This is a genomic window from Sagittula salina, assembly GCF_017813235.1.
GTDB classification, from domain to species: Bacteria; Pseudomonadota; Alphaproteobacteria; order Rhodobacterales; family Rhodobacteraceae; genus Sagittula; species Sagittula salina.
Map to the genome: position 1 here is coordinate 199,102 of NZ_JAGISH010000006.1, position 20,667 is coordinate 219,768.

Annotated in this window: 22 protein-coding genes and 1 riboswitch; of the genes, 9 read left to right on the forward strand and 13 right to left on the reverse strand. The window is 65.1% G+C overall.

Translation table 11 applies throughout. The annotated features are described in order from the left end of the window. Nucleotides 1-205 precede the first annotated feature (205 nt). The 5 genes from gcvP to J5474_RS12285 all read right to left on the reverse strand — a co-directional run bounded on the left by gcvP (nt 206) and on the right by J5474_RS12285 (nt 5,885). Nucleotides 206-3,049, reverse strand: a complete 2,844-nt coding sequence (gene gcvP, locus J5474_RS12265; protein ID WP_209361200.1) for an aminomethyl-transferring glycine dehydrogenase — start codon at nt 3,047-3,049, stop codon at nt 206-208. 118 nt (nt 3,050-3,167) lie between these two features. Beyond that, complete coding sequence (locus J5474_RS12270) at nt 3,168-3,458, reverse strand: hypothetical protein (RefSeq protein ID WP_209361201.1); 291 nt, start codon at nt 3,456-3,458, stop codon at nt 3,168-3,170. A 132-nt stretch (nt 3,459-3,590) separates the two neighbouring features. Further along, nucleotides 3,591-3,950, reverse strand: a complete 360-nt coding sequence (gene gcvH, locus J5474_RS12275; RefSeq protein ID WP_209361202.1) for a glycine cleavage system protein GcvH — start codon at nt 3,948-3,950, stop codon at nt 3,591-3,593. A gap of 17 nt (nt 3,951-3,967) precedes the next feature. Next, complete coding sequence (gcvT, locus tag J5474_RS12280; protein WP_209361203.1) at nt 3,968-5,104, reverse strand: glycine cleavage system aminomethyltransferase GcvT; 1,137 nt, start codon at nt 5,102-5,104, stop codon at nt 3,968-3,970. A gap of 155 nt (nt 5,105-5,259) precedes the next feature. Continuing rightward, a riboswitch (glycine riboswitch) is annotated at nt 5,260-5,355 on the reverse strand. A gap of 8 nt (nt 5,356-5,363) precedes the next feature. Continuing rightward, nucleotides 5,364-5,885, reverse strand: a complete 522-nt coding sequence (locus J5474_RS12285) for an RrF2 family transcriptional regulator (protein ID WP_209361204.1) — start codon at nt 5,883-5,885, stop codon at nt 5,364-5,366. Nucleotides 5,886-5,982: 97 nt separating this feature from the next. On the opposite strand from J5474_RS12285, the gene J5474_RS12290 reads away from it, so the two are divergent. Continuing rightward, nucleotides 5,983-6,558 carry a gamma-glutamylcyclotransferase family protein gene (locus J5474_RS12290; RefSeq protein WP_209361205.1) on the forward strand — a complete coding sequence of 192 codons (576 nt, stop codon included), beginning with the start codon at nt 5,983-5,985 and terminating at the stop codon, nt 6,556-6,558. A 73-nt stretch (nt 6,559-6,631) separates the two neighbouring features. Here J5474_RS12290 and J5474_RS12295 read toward each other — a convergent pair whose 3' ends face one another. Together J5474_RS12295 and ubiG are read right to left on the reverse strand one after the other, a co-directional pair. Next, nucleotides 6,632-6,937, reverse strand: coding sequence for a YciI family protein (locus J5474_RS12295; RefSeq protein ID WP_209361206.1), 306 nt, complete (start codon nt 6,935-6,937; stop codon nt 6,632-6,634). After that, nucleotides 6,931-7,680 carry a bifunctional 2-polyprenyl-6-hydroxyphenol methylase/3-demethylubiquinol 3-O-methyltransferase UbiG gene (ubiG, locus tag J5474_RS12300; protein ID WP_209361207.1) on the reverse strand — a complete coding sequence of 250 codons (750 nt, stop codon included), beginning with the start codon at nt 7,678-7,680 and terminating at the stop codon, nt 6,931-6,933. Before ubiG ends, J5474_RS12295 begins: the two co-directional genes overlap by 7 nt. Nucleotides 7,681-7,727: 47 nt before the next feature. Here ubiG and pip point away from each other — a divergent pair, with 47 nt between their 5' ends. The 5 genes from pip to J5474_RS12325 all read left to right on the forward strand — a co-directional run bounded on the left by pip (nt 7,728) and on the right by J5474_RS12325 (nt 14,354). Then, on the forward strand, nt 7,728-8,726 hold the full coding sequence (pip, locus tag J5474_RS12305; RefSeq protein WP_209361208.1) for a prolyl aminopeptidase: 999 nt from the start codon (nt 7,728-7,730) through the stop codon (nt 8,724-8,726). Between the two features lie 64 nt (nt 8,727-8,790). Further along, nucleotides 8,791-9,780, forward strand: coding sequence for an ABC transporter permease (locus J5474_RS12310; protein WP_209361209.1), 990 nt, complete (start codon nt 8,791-8,793; stop codon nt 9,778-9,780). Further along, a complete protein-coding gene (locus J5474_RS12315; RefSeq protein WP_209361210.1) occupies nt 9,777-10,970 on the forward strand; it encodes an ABC transporter permease in 1,194 nt (397 codons plus the stop codon). The genes J5474_RS12310 and J5474_RS12315 overlap by 4 nt, the downstream gene beginning before the upstream one ends. Before the next feature lie 73 nt (nt 10,971-11,043). Next, nucleotides 11,044-12,693, forward strand: a complete 1,650-nt coding sequence (locus J5474_RS12320) for an ABC transporter ATP-binding protein (RefSeq protein WP_209361211.1) — start codon at nt 11,044-11,046, stop codon at nt 12,691-12,693. Nucleotides 12,694-12,803: 110 nt separating this feature from the next. Beyond that, complete coding sequence (locus J5474_RS12325; protein WP_209361212.1) at nt 12,804-14,354, forward strand: ABC transporter substrate-binding protein; 1,551 nt, start codon at nt 12,804-12,806, stop codon at nt 14,352-14,354. A gap of 150 nt (nt 14,355-14,504) precedes the next feature. On the opposite strand, the gene J5474_RS12330 is transcribed toward J5474_RS12325, so the two are convergent. The 4 genes from J5474_RS12330 to J5474_RS12345 are packed head-to-tail and all read right to left on the reverse strand — an operon-like array spanning nt 14,505 to nt 16,795. Beyond that, on the reverse strand, nt 14,505-14,936 hold the full coding sequence (locus J5474_RS12330; protein ID WP_209361213.1) for a MarR family winged helix-turn-helix transcriptional regulator: 432 nt from the start codon (nt 14,934-14,936) through the stop codon (nt 14,505-14,507). After that, nucleotides 14,933-15,784, reverse strand: coding sequence for a carbon-nitrogen hydrolase family protein (locus tag J5474_RS12335; protein ID WP_209361214.1), 852 nt, complete (start codon nt 15,782-15,784; stop codon nt 14,933-14,935). Before J5474_RS12335 ends, J5474_RS12330 begins: the two co-directional genes overlap by 4 nt. Next, entirely contained in the window at nt 15,784-16,041 is a 258-nt protein-coding gene (grxC, locus tag J5474_RS12340; protein WP_209361215.1) for a glutaredoxin 3, read from the reverse strand. The genes J5474_RS12335 and grxC overlap by 1 nt, the downstream gene beginning before the upstream one ends. Nucleotides 16,042-16,081: 40 nt before the next feature. Next, the gene (locus tag J5474_RS12345; protein ID WP_209361216.1) at nt 16,082-16,795 is read right to left on the reverse strand and encodes a ComF family protein; all 714 of its coding nucleotides are present in this window, start codon (nt 16,793-16,795) and stop codon (nt 16,082-16,084) included. A gap of 30 nt (nt 16,796-16,825) precedes the next feature. Here J5474_RS12345 and J5474_RS12350 point away from each other — a divergent pair, with 30 nt between their 5' ends. Together J5474_RS12350 and hemH are read left to right on the forward strand one after the other, a co-directional pair. After that, nucleotides 16,826-17,644: a methyltransferase domain-containing protein gene (locus tag J5474_RS12350; protein WP_209361217.1), complete on the forward strand. Its 819-nt coding sequence runs from the start codon at nt 16,826-16,828 to the stop codon at nt 17,642-17,644. Nucleotides 17,645-17,703: 59 nt separating this feature from the next. Then, complete coding sequence (hemH, locus tag J5474_RS12355; protein ID WP_209361218.1) at nt 17,704-18,771, forward strand: ferrochelatase; 1,068 nt, start codon at nt 17,704-17,706, stop codon at nt 18,769-18,771. A 200-nt stretch (nt 18,772-18,971) separates the two neighbouring features. On the opposite strand, the gene J5474_RS12360 is transcribed toward hemH, so the two are convergent. Continuing rightward, entirely contained in the window at nt 18,972-19,169 is a 198-nt protein-coding gene (locus J5474_RS12360; RefSeq protein ID WP_209361219.1) for a hypothetical protein, read from the reverse strand. Between the two features lie 147 nt (nt 19,170-19,316). Continuing rightward, on the reverse strand, nt 19,317-19,916 hold the full coding sequence (locus J5474_RS12365; protein ID WP_209361220.1) for a L,D-transpeptidase: 600 nt from the start codon (nt 19,914-19,916) through the stop codon (nt 19,317-19,319). A gap of 170 nt (nt 19,917-20,086) precedes the next feature. On the opposite strand from J5474_RS12365, the gene dalA reads away from it, so the two are divergent. Then, entirely contained in the window at nt 20,087-20,638 is a 552-nt protein-coding gene (gene dalA / locus J5474_RS12370) for a divisome-associated lipoprotein DalA (RefSeq protein WP_209361221.1), read from the forward strand. Nucleotides 20,639-20,667 lie beyond the last annotated feature (29 nt).

The window sequence follows — 20,667 nt, forward strand, 5'->3', positions numbered from 1 at the left end:
CAGCTCTCTCCACGGCGCGACCTGATTTTTCTCTCTCCGAGAGCGTGACGCCCGCCCGGTCTCTCTCCCGGGTGGGCGTCGTGCCTTGGACAAACCCCACCTCTTCCGCGGGATAAGGAGGCAGAGACGCGCCTCTGTTTCTTCTTGGTCCAAATACTCCGGGTGGCGCGCGCCCCGAAGGAGCGGCAGGGGCAGAGCCCCCTTTTTACTCGGCCGCCTCGGCGATATCCTCCATTGGCGGGCAGGTGCAGATCAGGTGTCGGTCGCCATAGACGTTGTCGACGCGATTCACCGGCGGCCAGTACTTGTCCACCCGGAAGGCCCCCTTGGGGAAGCAGCCCTCTTCGCGCGAATACGGCCGATCCCAGTCTCGCACGAGGTCTTCCATCGTGTGCGGTGCCATCTTCAGCGGGTTCACCGCGCGATCCATGCGGCCGTCCTCGATGGCGCGGATCTCCTCGCGGATCGCCAGCATGGCATCGCAGAAGCGGTCAAGCTCGGCCTTGGTTTCCGATTCCGTGGGTTCCACCATCAGCGTGCCCGCCACCGGCCACGACATCGTCGGCGCGTGAAATCCCGCGTCCATCAGACGCTTGGCGATATCCTCCACCGTGACACCGGCAGTCTTCTCGAACGGCCGGACATCGAGGATGCACTCATGTGCCACCCGCCCCTCGCCGCCACGGTACAACACGTCAAACGCCCCCTCCAGCCGTGTCGCGATGTAGTTGGCGTTCAGGATCGCCACGCGGGTTGCCTGCGTCAGCCCCTTGCCGCCCATCATCAGGCAATAGCTCCAGGAAATCGGCAGCAGTGAGGGGGAGCCGAAGGCCGCCGCCGAAACCGCGCCATCGCCGCCATTCGGGTTTCCGGGCAGGTGCGGGATCAGGTGCGCCTTCACGCCGATGGGGCCCATGCCGGGACCGCCGCCGCCATGGGGAATGCAGAAAGTCTTGTGCAGATTGAGGTGGGACACGTCCCCGCCAAGGTCGCCGGGCCGCGACAGCCCCACCATGGCGTTCATGTTGGCGCCGTCGATGTAGACCTGCCCGCCGTGTTCATGCGTGATGGAACAGACCTGCTTCACCGTTTCCTCGAAGACGCCGTGGGTCGACGGATAGGTGATCATGCAGGCGGCCAGCGCATCGGCGTGCTTCTCCGCCTTTGCGCGGAAGTCATTCAGATCGATCGACCCCTGCGCATCGCATTTCACCGCCACGACCTTCCAGCCGACCATATGGGCCGAGGCAGGATTCGTGCCATGCGCGTTGACCGGGATCAGACAGACGTCGCGCTGGCCCTCGCCGCGCGCACGCTGCCAGTCCCGGATCGCCAGCAGGCCGGCATATTCGCCTTGCGCGCCGGAGTTCGGCTGCATGGAAAAACCGTCGTAGCCGGTGATCTGGCACAGCTTGGCCGACAGGTCGTCGATCAGTTCCGCATAGCCGCGCGCCTGATCCTTCGGCACGTAGGGGTGGATCATGGAAAACTCGCGCCACGACACGGGCATCATCTCCACCGCGGCGTTCAGCTTCATGGTGCAGGACCCCAGCGGGATCATCGCGCGATCCAGCGCCAGGTCGCGGTCGGCGAGACGGCGCATGTAGCGCATCATCTCGGTCTCCGCCCGGTTCATGTGGAAGACCTCGTGCTGGAGGTACTCCGTCTGCCGCAGCAGCGCCTCCGGCAGACGGTATTCTGACTGCGCCGGATCGTCCTTCTGGACAAGGCCGAAGGCACGCCAGACCGCTTCGATGGTCTGCGGGCGGGTGCGTTCGTCCAGCGTGATGCCGACCTTGGTCTTACCAACCTTGCGCAGGTTCAGCCCCTGCTGCACAGCCGCCTGCAACACACCGCGCTGCAACAGGCCCACGTCCACCGTGATGGTATCAAAGAACGCCTTCGGCTCGATGCGGAACCCCGCCGCCTCCAGCCCCTTGGCCAGGCGCGCGGTCTTGCGGTGGATGCGTTGCGCGATGGCCCGCAGACCTTTCGGCCCGTGGAAGACCGCGTAGAAACCCGCCATCACCGCCAGCAGCGCCTGCGCGGTGCAGACGTTCGATGTCGCCTTCTCGCGCCGGATGTGCTGCTCGCGGGTCTGCAACGCAAGCCGGTAGGCCTTGTTGCCATGGCTGTCGATGGAGATGCCGACGATCCGTCCCGGCATGGCGCGCTTCATGTCGTCGCGGCAGGCCATGTAGGCGGCGTGCGGGCCGCCATAGCCCACCGGCACACCAAAGCGCTGGGTAGACCCCACGGCGATGTCCGCGCCCATGGCGCCCGGCTCCTTCAGCAGGCACAGCGCCATCGGGTCTGCGCTGACCACGCCGACGGCACCTGCGGCGTGCAAGGCTTCCATCTCGGGGGTGAAATCGCGCAGGTGGCCATGCGTGCCCGGGTACTGGAAAATCGCGCCAAAGACCGCCGCCGCGTCGAGGTCGTCCGGCGCGCCGACGATGACCTCGATGCCCAAGGGCTCCGCCCGCGTCTTCATCACAGCGATGTTCTGCGGGTGACAGCTCTCATCGACGAAGAAGGCCTTCGACTTCGACTTCGCAACGCGCTGTGCCATGGTCATCGCCTCGGCGCAGGCGGTGGCCTCGTCCAGCAGGGAAGCATTGGCCACCGGCAGGCCGGTCAGATCGCAGACCATGGTCTGGTAGTTCAGCAGCGCCTCCAGACGGCCCTGCGAGATTTCCGGCTGATACGGCGTGTAGGCCGTGTACCACGCCGGGTTTTCGAGGATGTTGCGCTGAATCGCGGGCGGCGTCACCGTGCCGTGGTAGCCCTGGCCTATCAGCGAGACGAGTACCTTGTTCTTCTGCGCCACCTCGTGCAGGCGGTGGATCACCTCACGCTCCGACAGCGCCTTGCCCCAGTCGAGACTGCCGTCCCAGCGGATATCCTCCGGCACGGTCTCTACGATCAGCTGGTCCAGGCTGTCGATGCCCAGCGCCGCGAACATCTCCGCCATCTCTTCGGGCGAGGGCCCGATATGGCGGCGGTTGGCGAAGTCATACGGCAGGTAGTCGATCGGCTCATACGTCATATCCGGTCCTTCCACGACCCATGCACAGGGGCGCCCGGCCCCCGCTTCTTCTTGGAAAATTTCTCATGGCAACGCCGCCATCGGCGCCCCGTCTCAGCGCCCCGTCTCAGCGCCAGCCTCAGCCCTTGGCCTTCACCGCTTCCAGCAGCATCATCAGGCCCATCCGCGCGCCCTTGGGATTGTCGAACGCGACGCCCGCCCCGGACATCTGCCAAAGCTCGCGCGCGTCCTCGCCGGAGGCCAGCATCCGCTCCAGAAGCACGCGCAACGCGCCACGCTCCTCGGGTACCAGTCCCGAAAGCGCCTCGTCCACCGCGTCCTCGAACCGTTCGAAACGGTCAAAGATCTGGTGCGACAGCCCCTTGCCCACGCGCTGCCACAGCGTCTTTTCCTCGGAGGTCAGGTCCATGTTTCTCTGCTTCCCAAATACTCAAGGCCCCGCGGGGGTCAGGACGCGCCGCCTCGGGGACAGCGCGACCAAACGCGAGGCGGGGCCAGTCACGGGCCAGCCACGGGCCAGCCACGGCCCCGCCCCAATGCGTCAGGAAATGAAATTCCTGTAGGCTTTCTCGTCCATCAGCTCATCGAGCGCGGACATGTCCTCCACTTTCATCTTGAAGAACCACGCGTCGCCTTCCGGGTCCTCGTTGACCTTGCCGGGATCCGCGACGATGGCCTCGTTGACCTCGACGATCTCGCCGTCCAGCGGCGCGAGAATGTCGGAGGCGGCCTTTACCGACTCGATCACGACGACCTCGTCGTCCTTCGACACCTCGCCGCCCGGCTCCGGCAGCTCGACGAAAACCACGTCGCCCAATTGTTCCGCCGCGTGTGCCGTGATGCCGACCACCACGAGGTCGCCTTCAACCAGCAACCACTCATGCTCTTCGGTAAACTTCATTCCGGTCTCCTGTCCGCTCACCGTTTGAATCCATTGGGCACAAAGGGCAGCGCGGCCACGTCGACCGCCATGCGTTTGCCCCGTACCTCGCCCCAGAGCCGCGTGCCCACCGTGGACAGCGCCTCCGATACGTATCCCATCGCTACCGGCCCGTTCACCGAGGGGCCGAAGCCGCCGGAGGTCACTTCGCCGACCTTCTCGCCGCCATCCTCGGCGTCGAACAGCGCGACACCGGAGCGCATGGGCGCGCGGCCTTCGGGCTTCAGGCCGACGCGCTTGCGGTCGACGCCCTGTTCCAGCTGCTTGAGGATCTCCGCCGCACCGGTAAAGCCGCCCTCGGCCTTGCGCCGCTTGCCCATGGCCCAGGTCAGCCCCGCCTCCACCGGCGACGTGCCGCTATCGATGTCGTTGCCATAAAGGCAAAGCCCCGCCTCGAGCCGAAGCGAGTCGCGCGCGCCTAGTCCGATGGCCTCCACCCGCTCGTCCGTCAGCAGCGCGCGGCACAGCGCCTCCGCGTCGGATTCGGGGATGGAAATCTCGAACCCGTCCTCGCCGGTGTAGCCGGAGCGGGACACCCAGGCCTCCGCCCCCTGTAGGTCCACGGTCGCCACATCCATGAAGCGCATGTCCCGCACGGCGGGTGCAAGGGCCGCCAGCACGTCTTCCGCCTGGGGTCCCTGCAGGGCGATCAGCGCTCGGCCCTCGATCAACTCGACGGTGATCCCCTCCGGCTCAAGCCCCCGGCGCAGCAGGGCTAGGTCATTGCCCTTGCGCGCCGCGTTCACCACCACAAAGAGATGATCGTCACGCCGCGCGATCATCAGGTCATCCTCGATCCCGCCGTTGTCATTGGTGAAGTAGCCGTATTTCTGCCGCCCCACGGGCAGGCCGGCCACGTCCACCGGCACGATCCGTTCCAGTGCCGCATCAAGGCCCGCGCCCCGCAGGATCACCTGCCCCATGTGGGACACGTCGAACAGCCCGGCCGCGGCGCGCGTGTGCAGATGTTCCTTAAGCACGCCCAGCGGGTACTGCACCGGCATCTCGTAACCGGCAAATGGCACCATTCTGGCGCCCAGCTCGCGGTGAAGCCCGTTCAGGCAGGTGTCCTGCAATTCGCCGTGATGTGTGTCGTGCGTTGTCGCTTGCGCCATGCGCCCGCCCCCGTCGTTACGCCGGGGCCCATGCCACCGGACAGCCATGGACGCGCCCGCGCCCGTACTGCCCCCTCTGTCCCTCGGCCTTGCGGCCTGCCTGAGATCGTTATCCCTTCGGCGTGCGCGTGGACTGCGCCTCTCTCCAGAGTCCCTGCACCACATCGGTCCTTTTGCCTGAGCGTTTCCGGGGCGGTTGCGCCTTCGGCACCGGCCCCGTCAAGGGCACCGGATTCTCCCGTCGTGGTCAGCGCGGACGCTATGCGATGGCATCGCTATTGGCAAGGGGCGTCCCGGGGGCGAGGTCAATACCGACCTCCGGCTTAGCCCCTGCTCTGCGGCAGACCGTTCCGGGGGCGAGGATGTCCAGCAACGGGCCATTGCCGCAGACCAGAGAGTCCAGGGTGACCGGGTCCAAAGTCGCATAGAAGGAATTCGCCGCCTTGGTCAGCAGATCGCGCAGACGGCAGGCTTCTATCAGCGGACAGGTGTTGTCCACATCGGCAAAGCATTCCGCCAGCGGCACCGGCTGTTCCAGGTGCCGGAACACGTCACCGATGACAATCTCTGTCGCCGGGCGGGCCAATTGCAGGCCGCCGTTCCGCCCGCGCTGGGTATGGAGGAATTTCAGCTGCGCCAACTGATTGATGACCTGGGCCAGGTGGTTCTCGGACGCGTTGCAGACCTGGGCGATCTCGTGCTTGGTCACCAGACGGTCGGTATGCGCCGCGCAGTACATCAGCACCCTCATGGCGATGTTGGTTCGCTTCGTGACTCGCATGGGGCTGCCCTCCGCAGGCTGTTTCCTCGCATCCTTGTCGCATCAATCTTCAACGATGTGTTTGACATGCATCAATCGGCGGATTTACCCATGCACCATGAAGGACGGCTGCGCACATGCGTATTTCTTTGGGTACGGGTCGCTGGTAAACGCGGCCACGCATGTCCATGCCCCCCTCCACCATGCCACGGCGAAGGGCTGGCGGCGCGCCTGGGTTGCGGTGCCGGAACGGGCGTTGTGCTATCTGACTGCCGTCATCGACCCGCTGTCGGACCTGAAGGGCGCGATCGCCCCGGTGCCGGGCGACGACTGGGCCACGCTCGACCTGCGCGAAGCGGCCTACGCCCGCCACACCCAGAGCCACGCCGTCACCCACGACAGCCCCGCGACCGAAATCGCGCTGTATGCCGTATCGCCCGAACGGCACACCGCGCCAGGCGATCACAATCCGATTCTGCTCAGCTACCTCGATACTGTGGTGACGGGCTACATGACCCTGTATGGCCCGCAGGGCGCGGCAGAGTTCTTTTCGACCACCTCTGGCTGGCAGGCACCGGTGCTGAACGATCGCGCCGCCCCACGCTATTCGCGCACCACGCCACTGTCCGACGAGGTGCGCGACATGGTGGACGATGGTCTGGGGCGCCAGAATTGCCGGATCATTCCGGGCTGATATCCGGACGGCTCTCGATCCCCGCAGCCCGAGCCCTGATCGGCGAGGGCCTGCAGGGGAGCAGCCGGGTTGGTCAGAGATCGCGAAGGGTCGGGTGCCTCGTGCCGGGATCGACCTCCGTATAGGTCACGGCCACCAGCCCGTGGATGACAAAGGGATCCTCCGCCATCCGGGCCTGCGCCGCCGCCAGATCCCGCGCTACGGCGACGATCACGCCGCCATCACGCGGCACCTTCGGCCCCGAAAGCAGGATGAATCCATCCGCCAGGCAGGTCGCGACAAAGGCCATGTGAGCCGTCCGGTGCAGGTCGATCTTCTCCGCGCCGGCGACATAGGTCAGGTCGATGATGAACAGGTGGTGACCTTCGGGAATCAACATGCTGATCCCCCGGGCTTCAGGGCGGCGGTGACATAGTTCACCGACAGGTCACGGTCGGAGATCGACCATTTCCACGACACCGGGTTGAAGACGTAGCCCTTGCGGTCGACCGGCTTCAGCCCCGCGCGTGTCATCAGGTCGTAAAGCTCCTCGGGGGTGATGAACTTTGACCATTCATGCGTGCCCTTGGGCAGCCAGCGCATGACGTATTCCGCGCCGACGATGGCCATGGCGAAACTCTTGGGGTTGCGGTTGATCGTTGAACACAGGTGCAGCCCGCCGGGCTTCAGCAATTGGCGGCAGGCGGTCAGGTAGGCCAGCGGGTCGGAGACGTGTTCCACCACCTCCATGTTCAGGACCACATCGAACTGCTCGCCCGCCTCGGCCATGGCCTCCGCGGTGGTGTGGCGATAGTCGATATCCAGTCCCGACTGGCGGGCGTGCGCCTCTGCCACGGGGATATTGCGCGCGGCCGCGTCGACGCCGACCACGTCGGCCCCCAGCCGTGCCATAGGTTCGCACAAAAGCCCCCCGCCGCAGCCAATATCGAGGATGCGCAGGCCCTCGAAGGGCCGCTCCGTCCCGAGCTGGCGGTCGTACTCTCCCGCGATCTGCGTCGTGATGTAGTCCAGCCGCACCGGATTCATCATGTGCAGAGGCTTGAACTTGCCGTTCGGGTCCCACCATTCGGCCGCCATGGCCTCGAACTTGGCGATCTCTCCGGCATCGACGGTGGTTGTCATCGCTTTCCCCATGGTCTTTCCCTGTTACCACGCAATATAGTGAGACCATGGACAAATTCCCGGGCCAAAAGCGCGCAGTGCAGTATCTCTACCCGCCCATAGACGCCTTTGACCAGCGCAAGCTGGACGTTGGCGACGGGCATACCGTCTACCTTGAACAATGCGGCAACCCCGACGGCTGGCCGGTCATTGTTCTGCACGGCGGCCCCGGCGGCGGCTGCAGCCCCGCCATGCGACGCTATTTCGATCCCGACATCTACCGCGTCATCCTGTTCGATCAGCGCGGCTGTGGCCGCTCGCGCCCGCACGCCAGTGTGGCCAACAACACCACCTGGGATCTTGTGGCCGATATCGAACGCATCCGCGAAGCGCTGGGAATCGAGAAGGCCGCCGTTTTTGGCGGCAGCTGGGGCGCGACGCTGTCGCTGATCTATGCCATCTCGCATCCCGACCGCGTGAGCCACCTGATCCTCCGCGGCGTCTTCCTGATGACCCGGAAAGAACTGGACTGGTTCTACGGCGGCGGTGCGGGGCAGTTCTGGCCGGAGCCATGGGCCCGCTTCACCCACCTGATCCCCGAGGAGGAGCGCAGCGACCTGATCTCCGCCTATGAAAAGCGCCTGTTCAGCGGCGACCTCAGGACGGAAACGCGCTACGCGCAGGCCTGGTCGGCATGGGAGAACGCGCTGGCCTCGGTCTATTCCAGTGGCCACGGCGGCGAGGCCCCCGGCGAATACGCCCGTGCGTTTGCCCGGCTGGAGAACCACTATTTCGTCAACCGCGGCTTTCTGCCCGAAGATGGCTGGATCCTGAACAATATCCACAAGATCCACGGCATCCCCGGCGTCATCGTGCAGGGGCGCTATGACATGATCTGCCCGCCGCGCCGCGCCTGGGAACTGGCGCAGGCCTGGCCCGACGCCGATCTGCGCATGATCCGCAATGCCGGGCACGCGCTGTCGGAACCGGGCATAAGCGCCGAACTGGTCCGCGCCATGGACGACATCGCCCGGCAAGAGGGTTTACATACCGTGACAGGCCGATAGGTTGACTCGTGAGTCAATAAAAACAATCCGCGTAAAGGCGCTCTCAGGGAGGGCATGAAGGAACGTGCATCCGGTCCTTAAAATCATATTGCAGCGCCTCGCTCTGGGCCTGCTCACACTGTTCATCGTCTCCATCGTCATCTTTACGGCGGTGAACATGCTGCCCGGTGATTTCGCCCAGGCCATCCTCGGCCAGAGCGCCACCCCAGAAGCCGTCGCCGCCATTCGTCGCGACCTCGGGCTGGATCAGCCCTATGTGGTCCGCTACTTCGGCTGGCTGACGGACATGCTGCAGGGAAATCTCGGGATTTCCTACGCGCAGTTGAACTTTCAGTCGAACATGGGCGGGCAGAACCTGAAGACGGTCGCCGACCAGATCGCGCCGCGCTTTGCCAACACCATGTTCCTTGCCGGTGTGGCGGCGGTGATCGCCGTGCCCTTTGCCGTGACGCTGGGGGTGCTGGCGGCGCTCTACCGCAACTCTGCCTTCGACAAGGCGGTGAACGTGGGCACACTGACCTCGATCTCATCGCCGGAGTTCTTCCTCGCCTATATCCTCGTGCTGTTCCTCGCCGTGTTGAACCCGCTGCTGCCGTCGATCGCCAATATCTACCAGGGTATTTCCCTGGCGGACCGGCTGACCGCGACGCTGCTGCCAGCGCTGACCCTGACGCTGGTGGTGACGGCGCACATGATGCGCATGACGCGGGCGGCGATCATCAACCTTCTGGCCTCGCCCTATATCGAGATGGCGCGGCTGAAGGGTGTCTCGCCCTTCCGCATCATCGTCAAGCACGCGCTGCCAAACGCCTGGGCGCCAATCATCAACGTGATCGCGTTGAACCTCGCCTATCTGATCACCGGTGTGGTCGTGGTGGAGGTGGTGTTCAACTATCCCGGCATCGGGCAGCTCTTTGTCGACGCGGTGAAGAACCGGGACATCCCGGTGGTGCAGGCCTGCTGCCTGATCTTCGCCGCCGCCTACATCCTGCTGAACCTCGCCGCCGACATCCTGTCGATGCTGGCCAACCCCCGCCTGAGGCACCCGAAATGAGCGCCTGGATCCTTGTTCCCGCCGTTTTCGCGTCGCTTCTGGCGCTTGGCTGGGCCGGGCGGCTTGCCGGGCAGAAAGCCACCGGCAATGCGCCCACCTACCGGGACATGCCGCTGGCGGTGGCCTTCGGCTACGCCTTTGCGCTGGCACTGGTGGTGGCGGGCGTCTGGCTTTACCTGCAACCGGCCACACTGGACGGCGCTCCGCGCGCCTCGGTGATCTTCTGGCGCTGGGCGGTGCATTTCCTCGCGGCCTCCGCTGTGGCGGCCTTCGTATTTCGGCTGGCGGGGCGGCACATCGGCACCGAAGGGACAAAGAAAGCCTTTCGGAACATGCCGCTGACCGCCGCCTTCGGCATCCTCGTGGTGCTGATCTACGCGCTGACAGCGATTTTTGCCGGGTGGATCGCACCGCACGGGCAGAGCCAGGTCTTTGCCACCGCGAATGTCGTACCGGGCGGCAATGCCGCGCTGGGAGGCAACCCGGAGTTCCCGCTGGGCACCGACCAGATCGGTCGGGATATCCTGTCGCGCCTGATCTACGGGGCGCAGAACACGGTGGGCATCGCCTTTGCCACGACGCTGCTGGCGTTCTTTCTTGGCGGGACGCTGGGGTTCCTGGCCGCGACGCTGCAGGGGTGGGTGGATCAGGTGCTGTCGCGCCTCGTCGATGTACTGATGGCGATCCCCTCGTTGATCTTCTCGCTCCTGCTGATCACCGTGGCATCGGCCTGGGTATCCGGCGCGGGGCTGACGGCGGCCATGGTGGTCATCATCGCGGTGATCGATTCCACCCGCGTCTTCCGCCTGAGCCGCGCGGTCGGCATGAACATCGTCGTCATGGACTACATCGAGGCGGCGAAACTGCGCGGCGAGGGCCTGACCTACCTGATCTTCCGCGAGATCCTGCCGAATGCCACCGCGCCCCTGCTGGCTGAGTTCGGGCTGCGCTTCTGCTTTGTCTTCCTCACGATCTCCGCGCTGTCCTTCCTTGGCCTCGGCATCCAGCCGCCGCTGGCGGACTGGGGCACGATGGTGAAGGACCTTTCCGCATTCATCAACTACGCCGCCTTTGCGCCGCAGATCGCCAGCGCACCGCTGCTGGCGGCGGGGGCCATCGCGCTACTGACCGTGGCAGTGAACTTCGTGGTGGACTGGATGCTTCAGCGGTCGTCGGGGTTGAAGGAATGAGCGCGCCCCGGACCCTGATGCGGAGGGCCACGTCCGGCGCGGCGACGGAATTCACCGGAACGGAGGCCACCTCATGACCGATCTCCTCCTCGAAATGCACGACGTCCAGATAGAGGGGCGCTCGGACGAGACCTGGATGCCGATCATCAAGGGCGTCGATCTGATCTTGAAAAAGGGCGAGGTCCTGGGCCTCATCGGTGAATCCGGGGCAGGCAAATCCACCCTCGGCCTTGCCGCCATGGGATTCACCCGCGATGGCGTCAGGATCTCGGGCGGGACGGTGACCTTCGACGGCATCGACCTGCGCACAGCTTCCGCCGAGACGAAGCGCCAGCTTCTTGGCAAGCGGATCGCCTACGTGGCGCAATCGGCCGCCGCCTCCTTCAACCCTGCGCACAAACTGATCGACCAGCACACGGAGGCGCCGGTCCAGCACGGCACCGCCTCGAAGGCCGAGAGCATGGCGGACGGGATCGAGCTATACCGCCGTCTTCGCCTGCCTGACCCGGACGAGATCGGCTTTCGCTACCCGCATCAGGTGTCCGGCGGGCAGTTGCAGCGGGCGATGACCGCAATGGCCATGGCCACGCGCCCCGACCTCATCATCTTTGACGAGCCGACCACCGCGCTGGATGTCACCACCCAGATCGAGGTTCTGGCCGCCATCCGCGACATCGTGGAACAGTTCGGCACGGCGGCGATCTACATCACGCACGATCTCGCCGTGGTCGCGCAGATGGCCGACCGCATCAAGGTGCTGCTGAAAGGCGAAGAGGTCGAGGAGGCCGAAACACGCGAAATGCTGAGCGCGCCAAAGGAGGACTACACAAAGTCGCTTTGGGCCGTGCGCGCCTTCCAGCGCCCGGCCAAACCCGCCCCCGCCACCGACGCCATCCCCGTGGTCAGCGTTCAGACCGTCACCGCCGCCTATGGGAAGATCCCGGTGCTGCACGATGTGTCCTTTGACATCCACGCGGGCCGAACCGTGGCCGTCGTGGGCGAGAGCGGGTCGGGCAAATCCACCACCGCACGCGTCATCACCGGCCTCCTGCCACAAAGCGCGGGCGTGGTGGAACTGGACGGCGAACCCCTGCCCGCCGACTACCGCAAACGGTCCAAAGACCAGCTGCGGCAGATCCAGATGATCTACCAGATGGCGGACACGGCACTGAACCCGCGCCAGACGATTGCAGAGATCGTCGGCCGCCCGGTCGAATTCTACACGGGTCTCAAGGGCCACGCGAAACGCAACCGCGTCGCGGAACTCATGGAACAGATCGAACTGCCCGCTTCGGAATACGCCGATCGCCTGCCCTCGGAACTGTCCGGCGGCCAGAAGCAGCGCATCGGCATCGCCCGCGCGCTGGCGGCGGAGCCGAAGTTCATCATCTGCGACGAGGTGACAAGCGCGCTCGACCAGCTGGTGGCCGAAGGCATACTGCGCCTGCTTGCCCGGCTTCAGGACGACCTCAACCTCAGCTATATGTTCATTACCCACGACCTTGCCACGGTGCGGTCAATCGCCGACGAGGTCGTGGTGATGAAGGACGGTCGCGTGGTGGAACAGGGTCGCAAGGCGGAAATGTTCCGCCCGCCGCATCACCCTTACACCGACCTGCTGCTGTCTTCGGTGCCGGAGATGGACCCGGACTGGCTGACCAACCTGCTGGCCGAACGCGGCGTGCACAACATAGGCGACGCCGCTGCGGCGTCGATCAAGTGAACATGATAGGACAGGGGCGGATCACCGCCCTGTGACGAGTTTTGCGTTTATAATCGCAAGAGAATCGCTAGGGTCGCTGAACGACCCGGCAAAGACAGGGAGTAATACACATGATGAAGATCAGCCGACGCGGGCTTCTGACCACCGGCGCCGCAGCGGGCGTTCTGGCGGCCTCCGGCCTGCCGCTGCGCGCTCAGGCCAAGAAGGGCGGTCGCCTGCGCGCGGGCCTTTCGGGTGCCAACACCTCCGACAGCTGGGACGCGCGCACGCATTCCGACCTCTTCATGATTGCCTCAGCGCAGGGCTCCGTCTTTGACAGCCTGACGGAAATCGCCGCCGACGGCACCCTGAAGGGCGAACTGGCAGAAAGCTGGGAGGCCTCGCCCGACGCGAAGACCTGGACCTTCAACCTCCGCCCCGGCGTGACCTTCCACAACGGCAAGAGCTTTGGCGCCGACGACGTGATCGAAAGCTTGCAGATGCACGTGGCCGAGGGCGCAAAATCCGCCGCCAAGCCGATCGTCGAACCCATCGTCGAGATGAAGAAGACCGGCGACCTCCAGGTGCAACTGGTGCTGAAGGACGGCAACGCCGACCTGCCCTACCTGCTGTCGGACTACCACATCCTGATGTACCCGGCCGGCCAGATCGAGGAGGCCATCGCCAAGGGCATCGGCACCGGCCTCTACCAGGTGCAGAGCTTCGAGCCGGGCGTGCGCATGGTCGCCACCCGCTACGCGGATCACTACAAGGGCGACGCCGCGGGCTTCTTCGACGAGATCGAGTATATCGCGATCAACGACAACACCGCCCGCATGAACGCGCTGATGACGGGGCAGGTGGATGCAATCAACCGCATCGACTTCAAGACCGAGGCCCTGCTGAAGGCCAACCCGATGATCCGCATTCAGGAGGTCACCGGCAACCAGCACTACATCTTCCCGATGCTGACCGATGTGGCGCCCTTCTCGGACGTCAACGTGCGCAAGGCGCTGAAGTACGGCATCAACCGGCAGGAAATGGTGGACAAGATCCTGCAGGGCCACGGCAAAGTCGGCAACGACAGCCCCATCGGCCCCGCGAACCAGTACTATCAGGAGATGGAACAGCTCGCCTACGACCCCGACAAGGCGAAGTTCCACCTGAAGGAAGCCGGCCTCGACAGCCTCGACATCGACCTCTCGGCCTCCTCGGCGGCTTTCGAGGGCGCGGTGGATGCGGCCCAATTGTTCCAGGCCTCGGCCAAGGCGGGCGGCATCAACATCAACGTGGTTCAGGAACCGGCGGACGGCTACTGGTCCAACGTCTGGCTGAAGAAGCCCTTCTGCGCCTCCTACTGGTCGGGCCGCGCAACGGAGGACTGGATGTTCTCGACCGCCTACGCCGAAGGCGCACCATGGAACGACAGCCACTGGGGCAGTGAACAAAGCCCGCGTTTCCAGGAGCTTCTGGTCTCCGCCCGCGCCGAACTGGACAGCGCCAAGCGCCGCGAACAGTATGGCGAGATGCAGATGATCCTGCGCGACGAGGGCGGCGTGCTGGTGCCGATGTTTGCCAACTACGTGCAGGCGGTTTCTTCCAAGGTCGCCAACCCGGATACGGTCGGCAATCTCTGGCAGATGGACAACGCCCGCATGGCGGAACGGTGGTGGATGGCGTAATCGCCCGACACCGAAAAAAGAAATCAGCGCCCCGCCCAACCGGCGGGGCGTTTCGCGTCCCGACATGTCACAATGCGCCGCACCGCTGTTTCACCTTGGCTGAAATACGCCCGGGAGGAGCGGCACAGGCGCGGGGGGCAGCGCCCCTTCCTACCCCTCCAGCTTCCCGCGCAACTCCCGCAGCACCGGCAGCGCCGCGCGCACCTTTTCCTCGCCGAGGTCGCCCATGACTTCGTCTATCAGTGGCGTGATCGCCGCCAGCGCGGCATCGCGTGCCGAGCGTCCGGCGGGCGAGATCGACACCATCTTTCGACGCGCGTCGTCCCAGTCAGGGCGAATATGCACGTAACCGGCGATCTCCAGCTTGGACAGAGTGTTGGTCATCGCGCCGCGCGTGACGTGGAACGTGCGGGCCAGTTGTGCCGGGCTTTTCTCGCCGCCGCGCGCCAGTTGGTTCAGTACCGAAAAATGCGAGATTTCCATCTTGTTCGGCAGCACCTTCGTCAAGCGCGCGCGCAAGAGCTGATCCGCCACCAGCAATTCGGAGAAAAGCGAGATCGCCAGCACGCCGCCTTCGCTCATGCGCCTGCACCCGGAAGCAGAGGGCCCTCGAATACCCGATCATGCGTCAGCGACGGCACCTTGTGACGGGCCTCCTCCACGCGGGACAGATCCAGATCGACGCAGAACACACCCGGTGCTGTCCCGGCATCCAGCAGCATCTCGCCCCAGGGGGCCACAACCATCGAGTGCCCGTAAGTTGCGCGCGCCCGGCCTGTACGCGTCGGGTGGGTTCCGCATTGCGCGGGCGCCAGCACGAAACAGCCCGTCTCGATCGCGCGCGCCTGCAAAAGCGGCTGCCAATGCGCTGGCCCCGTACCGGGTGAGAAGGCCGCGGGCACCGTCAGCACCTGCGCCCCCGCCTGCGCCAGTGCGCGGTAGAGGCAGGCGAACCGCACATCGTAGCAGATCGTCAGGCCCAGCATGGCCCCGGCCGCCTCTGCCAGCACCGCACGCGATCCCGGCGCGTAGCCCGACGATTCTCGGTATGTCTCCGCCTCCGACACCTGCACGTCGAACATGTGCATCTTGTCGTAGCGTGCGGTCACAACGCCCTCGGGCGAGACCAGCAGCGAACGGTTGACAAAGCGGGTCTCCGGCGGCTCGGCCTTCAACGCCAGCGATCCCAGCAGCACCCAAATACCCAGCGCCCGCGCCTCCTCCTGCACGCCCGCCAGCACGGTATCCTCTGCCTCCGGGCGCAACACGGCGGCCTGATGCGCGCGGTCCATGGAGACGCAGTTCGTGACCTCGGGTGTGAGCGCGATTTCCGCCCCGGCGGCCTTCGCCGCCTTGAGCATCGAGACCAGCATTGCAAGGTTCTGCGCCGGATCGTCCGACGCGGTCATCTGCAGGAGAGCGGCGCGCATCACCCCGCCAGCAGCGGGTCGAGCTTGCCCGCCCGCTCCAGCGCGTAAAGTTCGTCGCAACCTCCGACGTGGGTTTCGCCGATAAAGATCTGCGGCACCGTGTGGCGACCATGGGCGCGGTCCATCATTTCCGACCGGCGACCGGGTTCCTTGACGACATCGATCTCGTGGAACTCCGCCCCTTTGGAGGTCAGCAGCCGTTTCGCCGAGTGGCAGAAACCGCAATAGGGCGAAGAATAGATTTCAATACGTTGCATGAGCTTTCCCTTGGGGCCGACATGGCCCGTTTACAGGAACTTAGGGCGCCTGTGCAACGCGTGCCAGCACGCAGGTGCAGACCTCGGTTGCGCCGGCGGCAAGACAGGCCTCCGCTGCCGCCGCCAGCGTGGCCCCGGTGGTCATCACATCGTCGACGACCATGACGGGTCGTCCGACGATCATCCGCGTGCGCAGATTCGGCACAGTGATCCGTCCCGCCAGCACCTCGAACCGTTCGGCGCGGGACTTGCCCTCCAGCGAGGGCGTGGCCTGCCGCCGTTCGAGCGCGTCCGGGCACCAGTCGAGCGACAGTTCCGCCGCCAGCGCCTGCGCCAGCAAGGCGGACTGATTATGCCGCCGCGCGAGATGACGTGACAGGTGCAGCGGCACCGGCACCACCAGCATGTCGGGCGTCGCCATACCGCGCGCCGCCCGCGCCATCCAGCGCGCCGCCGGGCGGGCGATGTCGTGTCGGTCGCCGTGCTTCAGCCCCAGCACCAGCTTGCGCCCCACCCCGGAATACAGCAGAGCGGCGCGCCCGTGGCTCCATGGGCGGGCGACGGTCAGGCACTCGTCACAATGTTCCGCGCTCTCCGACTCCCCCGGAAGAGGCGCGCCGCAGAGGTCGCAGCACAGGCCCGAGGTAAACGTCGTCTGCGCCCAGCAGTCGCCACACAGGCCAAAGTCGCTTTCTACCAGCCCGCCACAGGACAGGCAGCGCGGTGGAAAAACCATTTGAACGAGGGTTTGCATCCCCGCCTTCCAGACCCTATCTGCCTTCATATGTCAGCCCCTCCCCGTCTCACGGATCGCGCGGCGCTCAGCCGCAACCGGGCGCGCGCCGATCGCGCCGCCCTATTCCTTCACGACCTCGCCCGCGACGAGGCGCAGGATCGGCTGTCTTTGGTTAAGAAGACCTTTACAGCCCCGGCCGTGGTGACTCCTTTCCCGGAGGTCTGGCGCGAGGCCTTTCCGCAGGCGACGATTGTCCCGGACGCGGAGGTGCTGCAACTGGACCGCAACGCCCACGACCTGGTGATCCACGCGCTTTGCCTGCATTGGGCCGACGATCCGGTGGGTCAGCTGATCCAGCTGCGCCACGCGCTGCGCCCCGACGGGCTCGCGCTGGTTCTGAGCCTTGGCGGGCAGACGCTGAACGAACTGCGTGCCGCGCTGGGTCAGGCGGAGGCGGAGGTGACCGGCGGCCTGTCCCCGCGCGTGCTGCCGATGGCCGATATTCGCGACCTCGGCGCGCTGATGCAACGCGCCGGGCTGGCGCTGCCGGTGGCCGACAGCGCGCCGTTGACGGTGACCTATCAAAGCCCCCTGCACATGATGCGCGACCTGCGCGCCATGGGCGAAGCCAACGCCCTGCAGGGTCGCCTGCGCCATCCCACGCGCCGCGCCGTGTTGCTGCGCGCCACCGAAATCTATGCAGAGAGCTTTTCCACCGGGGACGGCCGCATCCCGGCCAGTTTCGAAACCATCACGTTGACCGGCTGGGCGCCGGACGACAGCCAGCCGCAGCCGCTGAGGCCCGGCTCTGCGACGCATCGTCTTGCCCAGGCGCTGGGGACTGATGAAACCAGTCTGAAGGATTGACCGTATACCCGGGTGCGATAGGTATCGCGCCGACATATTCCGAAAGGGGACCAGACAAGATGCTCGATTCCAGGCCCGAGGGCACCCGTCCCGCCCATGCCCCCGCCGATCACCCGAAGGTTCGTGCCGGCAAGGTGGGCGTGCTGCTCGCCAATCTCGGCACCCCGGACGGGCACGACTACTGGTCCATGCGGCGCTATCTGTCGGAGTTCCTCTCCGATCAGCGGGTAATCGACTACCCGAAGTGGAAGTGGCAGCCGCTCCTGCAGCTCATCATCCTGTCGAAGCGGCCCTTTACCTCCGGCGCGGCCTACAGATCGATCTGGAACAACGAGCTGGACGAATCTCCGCTGATGACGATCACCCGCGCCAAGACGGCAAAGATCGGCGCCCGTATGGCGGAGCAATACGGCGACGAGGTCGAAGTCGCCTTTTGCATGCGCTACGGCAATCCCTCGACCAAGGCGAAGGTCCAGGAGCTGATCGACAAGGGCTGCCGCAAGATCCTGTTCTTTCCACTCTACCCGCAATACGCGGGCGCAACCTCGGCCACGGCGAACGACCAGTTCTTCCGCGCGCTCATGGAGGTCAAATGGCAACCGACGGCGCGCGTGGTCGACCCCTATTTCGAGCACCCCAAATACATCGAGGCGCTGGCTCAATCCGTCGAACGCGCCTACGCGCAGGCGGAGGCGAAGCCCGAACTGCTGATCTGCTCCTATCACGGCCTGCCGCAGCGCTACCTGATGGAGGGCGACCCCTACCACTGCCAGTGCCAGAAGACCACGCGCCTGCTGAAGGAGCGACTCGGCTGGGACGACACCCAGATCAAGACAACCTTCCAGAGCCAGTTCGGCCCGGAAGAATGGCTGCGCCCCTACACGGTGGAGGAAGTCGCGCGGCTGGCAAAGGAAGAGGGCAAGAAGCGCATCGCCGTGGTGGCGCCCGCCTTCAGCGCGGATTGCATCGAGACGCTCGAGGAGATCAACGAGGAAATCAAGGAAAGCTTCGAGCACGCCGGTGGGGAGAGCTTCCTCTATATTCCCTGCCTGAACGACGACGATGCCCACATCGACGCGCTGACCGCGGTGATTTCGGAAAACCTCGGCGGTTGGGTATCTGACTGAAGCGTGCCTAAACCTGACAGGTTGAAACTGAAAAACACCCGCCATGGCCAAAGCCCGTGGCGGGTGTTTTCACGTCCGTCATAACGCCAAGCGTTTTGACGGACGGTAACATCCGAAGAAAAACGAACAAAGAAAAAGGCGGTGCCGTCGCACCGCCTTCTTTGTTCTCAAGCCCGCGCGTGGCGCGGGTCGCAGGCAGCTTAGTTGGACGCTGCGGCGGCGATGACGGCGATCAGCAGCAGCGGGATCAGCAGAGCTGCGGACGACGACGACGCCTGGGTCTCTTCGACGACAACAACCGGCTCGACTTCCATCACGACGTCGTCCTTAGCGTAGGAACCGGCCATTGCGGACGTTGCGGCTGCTGCGAAAGCTGCGGCGAGTGCGAGTTTCTTCATTATATCCTCCAGATATTCGCCTGAGCCGGTCGCAATTGGACCGACAACAGGCACCCAAGACTTACCTCGTGACTCGTTCTAAGCAGCATTTCAAAGCGTTTGCAATTGCTAGTTAACGCGCGAAAACCGCCGGTGACCGCCTTGTCGTCAAATTAGCAACACCTGAGTGCCCACCTGAGCCATCTCGTACAACTGTTCGATGTGTTCGTTGTACAGGCCGATGCAGCCGTTCGAAGACCGGCGCCCGATCTTGCGTGTGTCATGGGTGCCATGGATGCGATAATAGGTCCAGCCCAGGTGCATGGCGCGGGTGCCCAGCGGGTTGTCCGGTCCGGGGCCGACGAAGTCCGGCCACTCCGGGTTGCGGACCTTCATCGCCGGCGTCGGGCGCCACGAGGGGGTCGGATCCTTCAGCACAATGGCGGTGCGACCGCGACGGGTCAGATCCTCAGTGAGCGGGACGGAGCACGGGTAAAGGTGATACTGCCCGGTTTCCTCCCAGTAGTGCAGCGCCCGCGACGAGATATCGACAAGGATCGCGCCCTTTGTCAGGCTGGAGAAATAGGGCTGCCAGTCCAGGGTCCGAAAGCTCGAGACGTTGCGGCGCACGGAGGTGTTCAACTCGCGCTCCACCTCGGTGGTGGAGCCATCGTTGACGTTCTGTGCCAGCGCGGGGGTGGCCAGCGCGGCGGCGGTTCCCGCCAGGAACGCACGGCGGCCCAGCGACTTGTGCGACCAATCGGCCATGGTCCAATCCTCTTCAGATGGAAATTTCCTGCAGGGTGGCATGATATTGCGCGAAAGAGACAGGTTCAATTCAAAGCCGCGTGTTTAGGCGCGCTCACGCCGATGTGGGTTTGATTGGCAACGCTCGTTTCGTTAAGGCGGGTGGAAACAGCATCCGAAAGCAGTTCCCCATGAAACGTCGCGTCTTTCTCGCCCTGTCCGCGTCGGCCCTGGCCGCCGCATGTACCCACCAGCCCACCGCCCCGGCGGGTGGAGGGATCGGCCCGGACGGGAAGCCCCTGCCCCGCGTCTATCGCATCGGGCCGGGCCAACAGGCGCAGATCGAATACCGGATGCTGGACGCGGTGAATGCGCTGCGCTCCGCGGCGGGCGCCCCGGCGCTGTCCCTGAACGCAAAGCTGAACGCCGCCGCCGCCACCCATGCGCGCGACATGTCGGTGCAGAACCGGCCGTGGCACTTCGGCTCCGACGGATCTTCGCCGGTCGACCGGGTGCAGCGCGTTGGCTACACCGGCCGCCTCGTGGGCGAGAATATCTCCGAGACCTACGAGACCGAACTGGAAACACTTTCGGCGTGGATGGAAGAGGAACCGACCCGCCGCGTACTGCTGGACAGCGCCGCCTCGGACATGGGCTTTGCCTGGTATCAGGAGGACAACGGCAAGATCTGGTGGTGTCTCGTGCTTGGCGCCACGGGCGTGGCGCCGATTCCCGGCACCTGAGTCAGGCATACGGACTGAAAAGAATGGGG